This is a genomic window from Magnetospirillum gryphiswaldense MSR-1 v2 (assembly GCF_000513295.1).
In the GTDB taxonomy this organism is placed as follows: Bacteria; Pseudomonadota; Alphaproteobacteria; order Rhodospirillales; family Magnetospirillaceae; genus Magnetospirillum; species Magnetospirillum gryphiswaldense.
In genome coordinates this window covers 600,659-614,329 of sequence record NC_023065.1, presented here as the reverse complement: position 1 = coordinate 614,329, position 13,671 = coordinate 600,659, and the positions used below count along the sequence as shown (strand labels likewise).

Below are 13,671 nucleotides of genomic sequence, written 5' to 3'. Positions count from 1 at the left end.
CTGATACTCGATGATGACAATTTCAGGATCATCATCAATTCTATCATATGCATCCAGTTTTTGACTTTCGTGAAAACTCTATCATGCAGGTAATTCTCAGCCTTGATGGCGGATTTGACGATGAATTGCGGCATTTGCTCCGCAGGGGCGGGATAAGGGTGGCCGACAAGGAAGTGCCGGAATTCATCGATGGGCGGGGAGCCGTGAACCGGGGAGACATCGTGCTGCTCGACCTGCGCCGCCACCCCCGCCAAGCCATCGACACGATCAAATCCATCCGGCGGCGACAGGGCTTTGGGCCCGGCATCATCGTCATGACCAGGCGCGGCGATGTGGTCACCACCCTTGAGGCCCTGGAAGCCGGGGCCGATTCCCTGACCCATTGCCCTGGAGCCGACGCGACCTTGGTCGCCGCCTCGATCATCGGCCTGGGCCGCCTGATGGGCGTGCTGCCCCAAGGGCGAGGCGTCTACCAGACGGGTTCGGGCTGCGGCGTACGGCCATGAGCGACCACATTCCACTTTCACCCCTGGCCTTCGCCAGGGCGGACGAATACGTCTTCACCAATATCCTGTCATCGGCGGAGCCGTTCGTGCGGTCGCTGGGCGGCCCCGGTCATGGTGATCGATTCCCTGGCGGCCTTTCTGTATCTGATGGAGATCGAGGACCTTCTGGCCGATGCGGGACACGACATCGGCTATGACGGCCGCATCGAGATCGACCTTGCCGCCTTGGCAGAGTTCTGCCGCTTCCATCGCTTCTGCCTGTTCGACGACATCCGCGCCGCGCGGGAGTGAATCTTCGTCGTCTTGCTCATGGGCTCAATCCACTCAGGAGTTTGAGCCTCCGGCAATCCTGGGGCGGTTCACCCCAAGGTCCGGGGATCAGCCCAGGCGACGGGCGGCATCGGCCAAGCTGTCGCGCAAAACCCGGGCCGCAGCACGATTGTCCACGAGGCTACATCGATGGCCGTGTCCATGTCGGCAAGCACGTCGTCCAACGTGGCTGCGCCGTTGCGCTCGGCTTCCTCGGCGGATTGCAGCAAGCGAAGCCCCGCTCGTACCACTTCGCTCATGTTGTTGTAGCGCCCGCCTTCGACGCAATGACGGGCAAAGGCTTCCAGTTCGGGAGTCAAATGCACGTTGGTGGCCATGGCGCCCCGCATGTCAATCTTTGACATGGCTTAGAAAATTCCACCCCTACCGGCAAGCCCGCTTCAAGATCGCGGCGAAGGCCTGTGCCGCTTCCGCCAGTTCGCCATCGTTGACGATGGTTTCGTCGGCATCCGCCGGCACGCTGGCCGCGCGGGCCAGGCGACCGGCGATGTCTTCAGCGGTTTCGCGACCGCGTCCGGCCAGACGACGGGCCAAGACTTCCGGGTCGGCGGTGATTTCCACCACCACGGCGTCAAAGCCCCGGCGGGCTTCGGCGATGGCGGTGCGGGAGATATTGGCGATGACGGCACAGCCCCGGGCCAGATCGTCGCGGATTCTGGCCGGGATGCCATAGGCGATACCGTGGGCTTCCCAATGCAGGGCCAGGGCGCCGGCATCGCGCAAGGACACGAACTTTTCCGCACTCACCGCCACATGGTCCTCGCCGCCGGCATCGGCGGGGCGGGTGACGATGCGGCGGGGGAAGACCACGCGGTCGTCAGCGCCCAACAGGGCGCGGGCGGCAGCCATGACGCTGTCCTTGCCCGCCCCCGAGGGGCCGACGACGCAGACCAGAATCCCGGTCATCAGGCCGCCTGTTCCGAGTCCAAGGCATAGCCGGCGGCACGCACGGTGCGGATGATGTCGGCATCGTTGTCGCCGTTCAGCGCCTTGCGCAGACGGCGGATATGGACGTCGACGGTGCGCGGTTCCACATAGATGTCCGGCCCCCACACCGCGTTCAGCAGTTCTTCGCGCGAGAAGACGTTGCCGGGATGCTGCATGAAGAATTGCAGCAGGCGGAATTCCGTCGGCCCCAGATGCACCGGGCGGTCGCCGCGGGTGACGCGGTGGGCGGCCAGATCCATGGCGATGTCGCCATATTCCAGCATGCCCTTTTGCGGCACCGGCTGCACCCGGCGCAGCATGGCGCGGATACGGGCCATCAGCTCGGGCAGGCTGAACGGCTTGGTCATGTAATCATCGGCGCCGGTATTGAGGCCCCGGATTTTGTCGCCCTCTTCGCCACGCGCGGTCAGCATGATGATGGGCAGTTCACGCGTTGCCGGCTTGCGGCGCAGCTGGCGGCAGACCTCGATGCCGGACAGGCTGGGGAGCATCCAGTCCAGCACCACCAGATCGGGCTTGCGCTCCGACACCAGGGTCAGGGCTTCCTCGCCGTCGCCGGCCTCGCAGACGCGATAGCCTTCCTTTTCCAGGTTATAGCGCAGCATGGTGGCCAGGGCGGCCTCGTCCTCGACGATCAGAATAAGCGGCTTCATATCCATGTCGGTGGCTCACTCGGTATCCACGGTGTTGCCCTTGGGGCGCTCGCCCTTGATCGGCGTGCCGACCACCAGGAAATGCAGGGTTTCGGCGATGTTGGTGGCATGGTCGCCGATGCGTTCGATATTCTTGGCCATGAACATCAGATGGGTGCAGGCGGTGATGGTGCGCGGGTCTTCCATCATATAGGTGATCAATTCACGGAACAGGCCGGTGTACAGATCGTCCACCTCCTCATCCCGGTTCCACACCCGGATGGCCTTTTCCACGTCGCGCTCGATATAGGCGTCGAGGATGTCTTTCAGGATTTCCTGCACCAGATGGGCCAGATGCAGCACGGCGGCGACCGGCTTGACCGGCGGTAGCTGGTTGAGCACCAACGAGCGCTTGGCCACATTGGCGGCATAATCGGCAACGCGTTCAAGTTCGGAGCCGATCTTGAGGGCGGCGACGATGTGGCGCAGATCAGACGCCACCGGCTGGCGCAGGGCCAACAGGCGGACGGTGAATTGCTGCACTTCGTGTTCAAGCTCGTCGACGCGGGTGTCGCCGGCGACCACGCGGGCGGCCAGATCGCTGTCGCGCTTGGACAAAGCTTGCAGGGCGGACGCGAACTGGGCCTCGGCCATCCCGCCCATGCGGGCGATGATGTTGGTCAGGTGGGCCAGTTCTTCGTCATAGGACTTTACGGTATGGTCGCTCATGTCATCGTCCTCAGCCGAAGCGGCCAGTGATGTAGCCCTGGGTCAGCGGATGCTGCGGGTTGGTGAAAATCTGCTCGGTGTCGCCGACCTCGACCAGTTCCCCCAGATGGAAGAACGCCGTGCGCTGCGACACGCGGGCCGCCTGCTGCATGGAATGGGTGACGATGACGATGGTGAAGTTCTCACGCAATTCGTCGATCAGTTCCTCGACCTTGGCGGTGGCGATGGGGTCAAGGGCCGAGCACGGCTCGTCCATCAGGATCACCTCGGGGGCCACCGCGATGGCCCGGGCGATGCACAGGCGCTGCTGCTGACCGCCCGACAGGCCGGTGCCGGTTTCTTCCAGCCGATCCTTGACCTCGGCCAGCAGGCCGGCCTTTTCCAGGCTGCCCATGACGATTTCGTCCAGTTCGGCCTGATCGCGGGCCATGCCATGGATGCGCGGGCCGTAGGCGACGTTGTCATAGATCGACTTGGGGAACGGATTGGGCTTTTGGAACACCATGCCGACACGGGCGCGCAACTGCACCACGTCGATGTTCTTGTCATAGACGTCGTCGCCGTCCAGGGTCAAAGACCCGGTAACCTGAGCGGTATCGATCAGATCGTTCATGCGGTTGATGCAGCGCAGAAAGGTGGACTTGCCGCAGCCCGACGGCCCGATCAGGGCGGTGACGTCGTTGGGGCGGATGTCCAGATCCACATGCTTCAACGCATGCTTCTGGCCGTAATAGACGTTGACGTCGCGGGCAGAAACCTTGGACAGGCGCGGTTCGGTGACGGGTATCGCGTTCATGGATCAAATCCTACCAGCGGCGTTCAAACTTCTTGCGAAGCAAGATGGCGACCACGTTCATCATGCCCAGGAAGAACAGCAGCACCATGATGGCGGCGCTGGTCCGCTCGACAAAGGCGCGTTCCGGGCTGTCGGCCCACAGATAGACCTGCACCGGCAGCACCGCCGACGGGTCCAGCGGACTGGCCGGAATGTCGACGATGAAAGCGACCATGCCGATCATCAGAAGCGGCGCGGTTTCCCCCAGGGCGTGGGCCATCCCCAAGATGGTGCCGGTCAGGATGCCGGGCATGGACAGGGGCAGCACGTGGTCGGTGACCATTTGCAGCTTGCTGGCGCCCAGGCCCAAGGCGGCCTCGCGGATCGACGGCGGCACCGCCTTCATGGCGGCACGACCGGCGATGATGATGGTGGGCAGGGAGATCAGCGCCAGCACCAGACCGCCGACCAGCGGGGCCGAACGCGGGAAGCCGAAGAAGTTGAGGAAGATGGCCAGACCCAACAGACCGAACACCACCGACGGCACCGCCGCCAGATTGTTGATGTTGACCTCGATCAGGTCGGTCCAGCGGTTCTTGGGGGCGAATTCTTCCAGGTAAACGGCGGTGGCCACCCCCAGCGGGAAGCAGACCAACAGCGTGATGGACAGCGAGAAGAACGAGCCGACCACCGCGCCCCACAGGCCGGCCTGTTCCGGTTCACGCGAGTCGCCGACGGTGAACAGGGCGGTGTTGAACTTCTTGGCGACGTCGCCCTTCTTTTCCAACGCGTCCAGCCAGCCCAACTGGGCATCGGTCAGGCGACTGCCCTCGGCCCCGGCCGTACGGGTGATATGTCCCTTCATGGCCATGTCGACATCGTCGTCGGCGACCAGCCAGACGCTTTGCGTGCTGCCCAGCAGGCTGGGATTGGCCACCAGCATCTTGCGCAAGCCGACATCGGCGCCCGACGACACCAGGGCGGCCAACTGCCGGCGTTCAGGGCGGCTTTCCACCGTCGGGAAGGCCTTGTACATGGCGTTCTTGATCACCTGGCCGTAATTAGCGGCGGCCAGGGCATCGGCACTGGGCTTGACCGGGTCGACCCCCAGGGTCTCGGCGTCCAAGGTGACGTCGACGCGGATGTTGGTCTGGACAAAGGCGGTCAGGCCGTTGGACAGGATGGTGACCAGCAGCAGGGCCAGAAAGCCCAGGGCCAGCACGATGGCGGAGATGCCAAGAGCCTTGAACCGGCGTTCGGCGGCGTAGCGTTGCTTGAGCCGCGAGGCGGCTGCCTGGGCCGGGGTCACGGCGATCGCTTTTTCAACCATGGGGGCGGCCTCAGTCATATTTTTCACGATATTTGTTGACGATGTGGAGCGCGACCACGTTCAGCGCCAAGGTGACGGTGAACAGCACCAGCCCCAGGGCGAAAGCGGCCAGCGTCTTCGGGCTGTCGAATTCCTGATCGCCCACCAGCAGGGTGACGATCTGGGTGGTCACCGTGGTCACCGCTTCCAACGGATTGGCGGTCAGGTTGGCGGCCAGGCCGGCGGCCATCACCACGATCATGGTTTCGCCGATGGCGCGGCTGGCGGCCAGCAGCACGCCGCCGACGATGCCGGGCAGCGCCGCCGGAATGACCACCTGACGGATGGTTTCCGACTTGGTGGCGCCCAGACCGTACGAGCCTTCGCGCAAGCTTTGCGGCACGGCGGTGATGACGTCGTCGGACAGCGACGAGACGAAGGGGATGATCATGATGCCCATGACCAGACCGGCGGCCAGGGCGCTTTCGGAGGCCACCGACAAGCCCACATGGGCGCCCATGTCGCGGATGAACGGCGCCACGGTCAGGGCGGCGAAGAAGCCGTAGACCACGGTGGGGATACCGGCCAGAACCTCAAGCAGCGGCTTGACCACCGAGCGGAACTTGGGGGCCGCGTATTCGGACATGTAGATGGCCGACAGCAGGCCCAGGGGCACGGCGACCAGCATGGCGATACCCGAGATCAACAGCGTGCCGGCGAACAACGGTACGGCGCCGAACGCCCCCGAGCTGCCCACCTGATCGGCGCGGATGGCCATCTGCGGGCTCCACTGGGTACCGAACAGGAAGTCGAACAGCGACACCGTCTGGAAGAAGCGCAAGCTTTCAAACAGCAGCGACAGCACGATGCCGATGGTGGTGAAGATGGCCACCGTCGACGCCGCCACCAGGAACACCTTGACCGCCGCTTCCACCCGGTTGCGGGCGCGCAGATTGGTGTGAATGCGACGATGGGCGAAGGCCAGGGCGGCCACGGCCACGGCCAGCGACGCCACCGCCACCGAGAAGAACATGGTGGTGCGCAGGCTGGTGTAATGCTGCGCCGCCTCGCCCACAGCCGCATTGCTGGGCACATGGCCGTGACGGGCGACGTTCCTGACCTCGTTGTAGACCAGGGCCAGACGCTCTTCCGGCAGGCTTTGCAGATCCGCCGGCAAGGACGACATCACCGTGCCATGCAAGATGGCCGGTTCCAGCATCAGCCAGCCGATAATGACGAAAAGCGCCGGCAGGCCGCACCACAAGGCGACGTAATAGCCGTGATAAGAGGGCAGCGAGTGCAGCAGGCGGGGATTGCCGCTGGCGGAGGCCAGGGCGCGGTTGCGCCCCAGACGATAGCCGAACGTCGTCAGCAACAGCAGGACGACCATCAAGGTGAGGAGCTGCATGGGACCCGTCAGGTTGGCGGTTCTGCCCCCAAAATTGGGGCGGGGAAAGGCGTCAAATCGTTAAAAGAAAAATGCGGTCGCCCGAGGGACACCAGGGCGACCGCAGTACCATTACATCTTCAGGGCTTCAAGACCGTTGATCTTGGCGGCCCATTCCTTACGCTCGGCGTCAGGCATGGGGATCAGGCCCTTGTCGGCCAGATAGCCGGACTTGCCCCAGGCCTTTTCCGAGGTGTATTCGGCCAGGTATTCCTTGATGCCGGGGATCTGGCCAACGTGGGCCTTCTTGGCATAGACGAACAGCGGACGCGACACCGGGTACTTGCCAGCGGCGATGGCTTCGAAGGTCGGCGCGACGCCATCGACCATGGAACCCTGCAGCTTGTCCGAGTTCTGGTCCAGGAAGGAATAGCCGAAGATGCCGAAAGCGTTGGCGTTGGCATCCAGCTTCTGAACGATCAGGTTGTCGTTTTCGCCGGCTTCCACATAGGCGCCGTCTTCACGGATGGACGAGAACACCTTCTTGAAGGCCTTTTCGTCGGTCTTCTTCAGTTCCTTGATTTCCGGGAAAGCTTCGGCACCGATTTCCATCACCAGTTCCAGGAAGGCGTCACGGGTACCGGAGGTGGGCGGCGGGCCCAGCACTTCGATCTTGGAGGCCGGCAGGCTGGGGTCGATCTGGTTCCAGGTGGTGTAGGGATTTTCCACCAGCTTGCCATTTACCGGCACTTCCTTGGCCAAGGCCAGGAACAGCTGCTTGCGGGTGACGTCGATGTGCTTGGCCTTCTTGGAAGCGGCCAGCACGATGCCGTCATAACCCACCTTCATCTCGACGACGTCGGTGACGCCGTTCTTGGCGCAGGATTCCATTTCCGACTTCTTGATGGCGCGCGAGGCATTGGTCAGATCCGGATGATCCGGGCCGACGCCGGCGCAGAACAGCTTGAAGCCGCCGCCGGTGCCGGTGGATTCGACCACCGGGGTCTTGAACTTGCCGGCCTTGCCGAACTGCTCGGCAACGGCGGTGGTGAACGGATAAACCGTGGACGACCCGACAACGCGGATCTGGTCGCGGGCCTGAGCAGCGCCGGCAAAGGAAACGGTCGCAAGGGCAACGGCCGCAACGGCCAGGGTCTTCCTCATAGGTGGGTCCTCCGATAGATCGAACAAATCTGGCGCGAAACCAGGCGGTCTCGCTGGACGCCACTTTAGCCATTCTGTGTTACAGAACAGCGATGCATGGATGAAGGTTTTATGACAAAGACTGTCACAAAACATTCTCGCCAATTCATTCTAACTATTTGTTTTTTATGTATTTATTTCGAACAACCCGAACACTTTGGTAATAGATGGCCATCGATTGCCCACTGTCACAATAAGGTTTCAGCCCCTCGCTCCCAGGGGTGGGGCGACGGCACCAATATACCAAGACGGGGATTTCGTGGCATGGCCGGACGTCAAAGGCTACAATGCCGCCCCTTGCCCCCTGCCCCGTTGGTCATGACCGCTTCCCTCGCCTCTGCCCGCGCCTGCCTGTCCTCGGTATTCGGCTTCGATTCGTTTCGACCGGGGCAAGAGGATATCATCACCCCCATCCTGGCCGGCGAGGATGTGTTGGCCATCATGCCCACCGGCGCCGGCAAGTCGCTGTGCTACCAATTGCCGGCGATCATCGGCGATGGCCTGACCGTGGTGGTGTCGCCGCTGATCGCGCTGATGCGTGATCAGGTGGCGCAAATGACCAATTACGGCGTGGCGGCGGCGGCGATGAATTCCGCCAACGATTCCGACGAAAGCCGGCGGGTCTTCGACTTGATCCGCCGCCGCGAGCTGAAATTGCTGTACCTCGCCCCCGAACGGCTGGCCCGGTCGGAAACGGTGGATTTCCTGCGCCGCAGCGGCACCGCCCGTCTGGCCATCGACGAGGCCCATTGCGTCAGCCAGTGGGGCCACGATTTCCGCCCCGAATATCTGGCCTTGGGTGAATTCCGCCGTGCGCTCGGTCAGGTCCAGACCATCGCCTTCACCGCCACCGCCGACGCCGCCACCCGCGCCGACATCGCCGAACGCCTGTTCGACGCGCCGCCGCGCATCTTCATCGGCGGCTTCGACCGGCCCAATCTGATGCTGGCCATGCAGGCCAAGGACAGCCCGCGCCGGCAATTGCTGGGCTTCCTCAAAGAACGTAAGGGCGACAGCGGCATCATCTATTGCAGTTCGCGCGCCGGCTGCGAGGATCTGGCCCAGGGTCTTAACGATGCCGGCCACCGCGCCTTGGTCTATCACGCCGGCCTGGACAAAGGCCGGCGCGAAAACAACCAGGACACCTTCCTGCGCGAGGACGGAATCGTCATGGTCGCCACCGTGGCGTTCGGCATGGGCATCGACAAACCCGACGTGCGCTTCGTCGCCCATGCCGATCTGCCCAAATCCATCGAAGCCTATTATCAGGAAATCGGTCGCGCCGGACGCGACGGCTTGCCGGCGGAAACCCTGACCCTGTACGGATTGGGCGATGTGCGCCTGCGCCGCCAGCAGATCGAGGACAGCCAAGCCTCGGACGAACAAAAGCGGGTGGAGCGGCAAAAGCTGAATGCGCTTTTGGCCTTATGCGAGGCCCCCAGGTGCCGCCGCCAGACCCTGCTGTCCTATTTCGGCGAGACCACCCAGCCGTGCGGCCATTGCGACCTGTGCCTCAACGGCGCCCAGGTGCGCGACGGCACGGTTGACGCGCAAAAGGCGCTGTCGGCCATCTGGCGTACCGGTCAGCGCTTTGGCACCGAGCATCTGGTCAACATCCTGATCGGCCAGGACAACGACAATATCCTGCGCTTCGGCCACGACAAATTGCCCACCTTCGGCGTCGGCAAGGACCAAAGCCGCGACCAGTGGCGCGCCTTGTTCCGGCAAATCTATGCCGGCGGCCTGATCAGCCAGGATCTGTCGGAGCATGGCGGCTGGCGCATTACCGAACAAGGCGGCGAGGTGTTGCGCGGTCGCGCCCGTATCGACGTGCGTACCGACACGCTGAAGGCCAAGGGTAAGAGCAAACGGGACAAGCCGGTGCCAGCGGTGCTGCGCAACGACATCGACCACGATCTGCTGGCGGAATTGAAGAAGCTGCGGCGCGAACTGGCCACCGACCAGGGCATCCCGGCCTATGCCGTGTTCCCCGACCGCACGCTGATCGAACTGGCCGCCGAGCGCCCGACATCATTGGCGGAAATGCGCGGCATCCACGGCATCGGCGAAGCCAAGCTGGAACGCTATGGCGATCTGTTCCTGGAAGTTCTGCTGGGGTAGAACAACAGTTTATTTAAAGACACGGATGGACACGGATACAATACTTTCACTTACATCCGTATTTATACGTGTCCATCCGTGTCATGACTTTTTTACAGATCGTCCTTGCTGGACGGTAGTTTATGGGCCACGCCCTTGTGGCAATTGATGCAGGTCTTGCCTTCAAGTGCCGCTTCCGGGTGTTTCAGGCGACCGGCGGTGCCTTGCTTGGCCATGTTCATGGAATCGAAGGAATGGCAATTGCGGCATTCGCGCGAATCGCTGTCGGCCATGTATTTCCACACCCGCTCGGCCAGGACGGGCCGCATGGCCTCCAGCTTTTCCGGGGTGTCGATGGTGCCCTTGATTTCGGCGATGATGTCGTTGACCGCCATCACCTTGCGCACCAGCTTCGGCCCCAGGGCCTTGGGCACATGGCAATCGGCGCATTGGGCATGGGCGCCGCTGCGGTTGATGTAATGGACGCTATCCTTGTACTCAGCGTAATTCTGCTTCATGGAATGGCATGAAACGCAGAATTCGGTGCGGTTGGTCCATTCGATGGCGGTGACGAAACCGGCCATGCCGAAAATGCCGAGCGCCACGCCGATCCACACCAACACCGCCTTGCGCCAGAAGGCTTGGACGGGCGGGCGCTTGTGGCGCCGCGGATGCGCGGCGCCACCATCGGGGGCGTTGGGGGCTTGCCCGCTCATCGCCGCTTACTTCGGCAACGACTTGGTATAGGCGACGATATCGGCGGAAATACCGTGGTCGAACGCGCGCAGCATGGGCATGGCTTCCGCCGGCTGACCGTTCAGCGCCTTGTGCAGCATGGCCGCCGGGTAATCCGCGGCCTGGCCCAGGGCCATGCCGGTGCTGACCTTCTTGCCGTCGGGCCCATGGCAGACACCGCACAGGGTGTTGTAATAAATCTCGCCCTTGGCAGGGTTGCCCTTGGACAGGTTGGTAGTGGGGTCGACATATTTGGACATGTCGATCTGGCCCTTGGACACGAACATGGCCAGATCATTGGCATCCTTGTCCGACAGCTTGTCGGGGCCATAGCCATGGGTCTTGTCGCGCAAGATGGCGACGATGGACGCTTCCGGCTTGCCCTTGGCCCCGGTGATACCCTTGACCCCGGCGCCCTTGTCGCCGGAATAGTCCCAGCCATGACAGGCGGTGCAGCGCCACGAATTCTTCGGCGCCTTACCGGTATAGGCCGGGTGCGGTTCCTCGGGGCGGGTGGTCTTCAATTCCTTCGACCAGTTGTCGTACAGACGACCGCCACGGGCCAGGGTGGATTCGATTTCAGCCGCCTGGACGGCGCCGGCCAGACCGGACAACGAGGCCGCGGCCAGGATGGTGATGGTGTGTAGGCGACGCATGAGCATGTGGACAAAGCCCCCTCTTGGACGTGTAGCCGATCCCGTGATCGGGCGGGTTATCCCGCCTCGCGTTTGCATAAAAGCTAATATAGATAATCAACAATATGAGCCGCAACACATAAATACACTAATGTAGGGCTATTTTTTCACAGGATCATGAACAACGACCAAAGCCCGCCCCTTTCACAAGGGGCGGGTTAAGAATGGTCAATACAATGATTAGGCCCAGCTATCCTGACAGATGCTTTGATACCAGCCGGTGGCGAAGTCGGCTTCCTTTTTACGGAACTGGTAGTTTGCCCCCATGGGGCTGACACCACCGGAACCGGGAATGGAGGAAATCTTGCCGTCCTTGACCGCGAACACGGCGGCGACCGAGATGCCGTAATCGGCGGCCACCAGCGAATAGCAGGTGTTGATGGCCGACAGCGGCAAGGGCTTTTCGCCCTTCAAGGTGGCGACGATGGCGGCGGCGCAGACCTTGGCCTGGGACGACGCCGAATAGCCCGATTTCGGCATGTCGCCGGCGATGGCGGCATCACCGATGACATAGACGTTCTTGGCCAGGGTCGATTCGAAGGTGTTGGGATCGACCGGGCAGAAGCCCGACTTGTCGGTCAGGCCGGCGGTGATGGCGATCTGACCGGCGGTCTGCGGCGGAATGATGTTGGCAACCGCCGGCTTGTACTTCTCGAAATCGGTCTCGACGGTGCCATCCTTGGCATTCACCTTGGTGACCTTGCCGTTCTTGGCCGCCGGCACCCATTCGATGATGTCGTCGTACATCTTTTCCCAGCCTTCCTTGAACAGCTTGTCCTTGGCGAAGGCGTCCTTGGCGTCGAGAATCAACAGCTTGGACTTGGGCTTGTGCTTCTTCAGATAGCCGGCGATCAGGCTGGCGCGCTCGTACGGGCCGGGCGGGCAGCGGAACGGGTTGCCCGGCGGCGCGATGACCACCAGACCGCCATTGGGCATGGCTTCCAACTGCTTCTTCAGCAGCACGGTCTGCGGACCGGCCTTCCAGGCATGGGGCATGATCTCGGCGGCGGCGGCGTCGTAGCCCTCGATGGCGTTCCACTTGAAGTCGATGCCCGGCGACACGATCAGACGGTCGTATTCAAAGGTCTTGCCGCCGGCGGTCTTGACCACCTTGGTGGCCGGGTCGATGGCGGTCACCATGTCGGTGAACACCTTGACGCCGTGCATGCTGGTGAGCTTGTCGAACTTGCGCTCGATGTACGACATGTCGTTCATGCCCACCAGGACGGTGTTCGAGAACGGGCAGGTGAAGTGGGTGGCCTGGGAATCGATCAGGGTGACGTCCAGGCTGGGATCATAGCGCTTCAGGTACTTGGCGGCGGTGGCGCCGCCAAAGCCGCCGCCGACGACGACGACGCGGGCGCCGCTGGAACAGGCCGACAGGCCGCCGGCCAGGGTCAGCGCACCGGCAGCACCCAGCAGACCATTAAAGGTCCGGCGAGAGATGTTGGTCATGGTGGTTCCCCTTATTTCTTGCGGCTGGCGTAATAGTCGGCGATGGCGTCCAATTGCTCGACGCTATAGGCCTTGGCGATACGGTCCATGACCGTCGCCTCGCGGCTGCCCGACTTGTAGTCGTGCAGAACCTTCTTCAGCTCATCCGCTTTTTTGCCGGAAAAAGCCGGCATGCCGCCGACGCTGTGGCCGTCGGTACCATGGCAGCCGGCGCAGGCATCGGCCATCACGGCAACCGCATCGGCGGCCCCGGCGGCAACCGGCGCCATGGCCAGTCCGAACGCAAGACATAGTACGGGCGTGGTGAGGAATCCCCTCATGACGTCATCTCCTCCCTGAATTTTCATTATTTACGGTTATATTAGGGAAAACTACCAGCAGCGACGGGGGTTGACAACCCTTTCAACCTGCTGCAATGCGGCAGAAATCCTTGCAAATTCAGGGATGCGGAAACTATTCCAATTCTATTCGACCGGATAGCCCATGCCGCGCCAAGCCATGATGCCGCCTTCCATACGGTTGATTTCACCACTGTAGCCGGCCCCCACCGCCTTGGCGGCGGCCATGCCGCAACGCTGGCCGGACCGGCAATGGAAAACCAGCTTTCCCCCCTCGGGAATGGCCGGCAATTGGCTGACTTCAAAGGTGGACAGCGGCAGGTTGATGGCGCCCTTGATACGCTCGGCGGCATGTTCGTTGACCTCGCGCACATCGATGACCACCGCTTGGCCGGCATCGATCCACTGGCGCACGTCCGCGGGGCTCACCATCTTCACATTGCCGGCCTGAGCACCGCCAAAAACCGCCCCGAACAAACGAGTCATCATGATTTTTTTCCTATCAAAATAGCGGATCATTCTTTAGACC

At 62.5% G+C, this 13,671-nt stretch carries 16 protein-coding genes; 3 read left to right on the top strand and 13 right to left on the bottom strand.

Annotated features, from left to right (window positions below; genetic code table 11):
- Positions 1-158 precede the first annotated feature (158 nt).
- Entirely contained in the window at positions 159-506 is a 348-nt protein-coding gene (locus tag MGMSRV2_RS02875) for a response regulator (RefSeq protein WP_041633411.1), read from the top strand.
- A 111-nt stretch (positions 507-617) separates the two neighbouring features.
- The gene (locus tag MGMSRV2_RS02870) at positions 618-797 is read left to right on the top strand and encodes a hypothetical protein (RefSeq protein ID WP_024078820.1); all 180 of its coding nucleotides are present in this window, start codon (positions 618-620) and stop codon (positions 795-797) included.
- 68 nt (positions 798-865) lie between these two features.
- Here the strand turns inward: MGMSRV2_RS02870 and MGMSRV2_RS02865 are convergent, their stop codons facing one another.
- From MGMSRV2_RS02865 to MGMSRV2_RS02830, 8 genes are all read right to left on the bottom strand, one after another.
- Entirely contained in the window at positions 866-1,180 is a 315-nt protein-coding gene (locus tag MGMSRV2_RS02865; protein WP_024078819.1) for a type II toxin-antitoxin system ParD family antitoxin, read from the bottom strand.
- Positions 1,181-1,199: 19 nt separating this feature from the next.
- Positions 1,200-1,742 carry a phosphonate metabolism protein/1,5-bisphosphokinase (PRPP-forming) PhnN gene (phnN, locus tag MGMSRV2_RS02860; protein WP_024078818.1) on the bottom strand — a complete coding sequence of 181 codons (543 nt, stop codon included), beginning with the start codon at positions 1,740-1,742 and terminating at the stop codon, positions 1,200-1,202.
- The gene (gene phoB / locus MGMSRV2_RS02855; protein WP_041633410.1) at positions 1,742-2,437 is read right to left on the bottom strand and encodes a phosphate regulon transcriptional regulator PhoB; all 696 of its coding nucleotides are present in this window, start codon (positions 2,435-2,437) and stop codon (positions 1,742-1,744) included. The genes phnN and phoB overlap by 1 nt, the downstream gene beginning before the upstream one ends.
- A gap of 15 nt (positions 2,438-2,452) precedes the next feature.
- On the bottom strand, positions 2,453-3,145 hold the full coding sequence (phoU, locus tag MGMSRV2_RS02850) for a phosphate signaling complex protein PhoU (RefSeq protein ID WP_024078816.1): 693 nt from the start codon (positions 3,143-3,145) through the stop codon (positions 2,453-2,455).
- A gap of 10 nt (positions 3,146-3,155) precedes the next feature.
- Positions 3,156-3,941: a phosphate ABC transporter ATP-binding protein PstB gene (pstB, locus tag MGMSRV2_RS02845; protein WP_024078815.1), complete on the bottom strand. Its 786-nt coding sequence runs from the start codon at positions 3,939-3,941 to the stop codon at positions 3,156-3,158.
- Positions 3,942-3,951: 10 nt separating this feature from the next.
- A complete protein-coding gene (pstA, locus tag MGMSRV2_RS02840) occupies positions 3,952-5,250 on the bottom strand; it encodes a phosphate ABC transporter permease PstA (RefSeq protein WP_052589076.1) in 1,299 nt (432 codons plus the stop codon).
- Between the two features lie 10 nt (positions 5,251-5,260).
- Positions 5,261-6,637 carry a phosphate ABC transporter permease subunit PstC gene (pstC, locus tag MGMSRV2_RS02835; protein ID WP_024078813.1) on the bottom strand — a complete coding sequence of 459 codons (1,377 nt, stop codon included), beginning with the start codon at positions 6,635-6,637 and terminating at the stop codon, positions 5,261-5,263.
- Between the two features lie 111 nt (positions 6,638-6,748).
- Positions 6,749-7,780, bottom strand: coding sequence for a PstS family phosphate ABC transporter substrate-binding protein (locus MGMSRV2_RS02830; RefSeq protein ID WP_024078812.1), 1,032 nt, complete (start codon positions 7,778-7,780; stop codon positions 6,749-6,751).
- Positions 7,781-8,137: 357 nt separating this feature from the next.
- On the opposite strand from MGMSRV2_RS02830, the gene recQ reads away from it, so the two are divergent.
- Positions 8,138-9,940 (top strand): DNA helicase RecQ, encoded by a 1,803-nt coding sequence (gene recQ, locus MGMSRV2_RS02825; RefSeq protein ID WP_041633408.1) that lies wholly within the window; start codon positions 8,138-8,140, stop codon positions 9,938-9,940.
- A gap of 92 nt (positions 9,941-10,032) precedes the next feature.
- Here the strand turns inward: recQ and MGMSRV2_RS02820 are convergent, their stop codons facing one another.
- The 5 genes from MGMSRV2_RS02820 to MGMSRV2_RS02800 all read right to left on the bottom strand — a co-directional run bounded on the left by MGMSRV2_RS02820 (position 10,033) and on the right by MGMSRV2_RS02800 (position 13,631).
- Positions 10,033-10,635 carry a NapC/NirT family cytochrome c gene (locus tag MGMSRV2_RS02820; RefSeq protein ID WP_024078810.1) on the bottom strand — a complete coding sequence of 201 codons (603 nt, stop codon included), beginning with the start codon at positions 10,633-10,635 and terminating at the stop codon, positions 10,033-10,035.
- A gap of 6 nt (positions 10,636-10,641) precedes the next feature.
- On the bottom strand, positions 10,642-11,316 hold the full coding sequence (locus tag MGMSRV2_RS02815; protein WP_024078809.1) for a c-type cytochrome: 675 nt from the start codon (positions 11,314-11,316) through the stop codon (positions 10,642-10,644).
- A 213-nt stretch (positions 11,317-11,529) separates the two neighbouring features.
- Positions 11,530-12,804, bottom strand: a complete 1,275-nt coding sequence (locus MGMSRV2_RS02810) for an NAD(P)/FAD-dependent oxidoreductase (protein ID WP_024078807.1) — start codon at positions 12,802-12,804, stop codon at positions 11,530-11,532.
- An 11-nt stretch (positions 12,805-12,815) separates the two neighbouring features.
- Positions 12,816-13,073, bottom strand: coding sequence for a c-type cytochrome (locus MGMSRV2_RS02805; protein ID WP_052588837.1), 258 nt, complete (start codon positions 13,071-13,073; stop codon positions 12,816-12,818).
- Between the two features lie 195 nt (positions 13,074-13,268).
- Complete coding sequence (locus MGMSRV2_RS02800; RefSeq protein ID WP_024078805.1) at positions 13,269-13,631, bottom strand: rhodanese-like domain-containing protein; 363 nt, start codon at positions 13,629-13,631, stop codon at positions 13,269-13,271.
- Positions 13,632-13,671 lie beyond the last annotated feature (40 nt).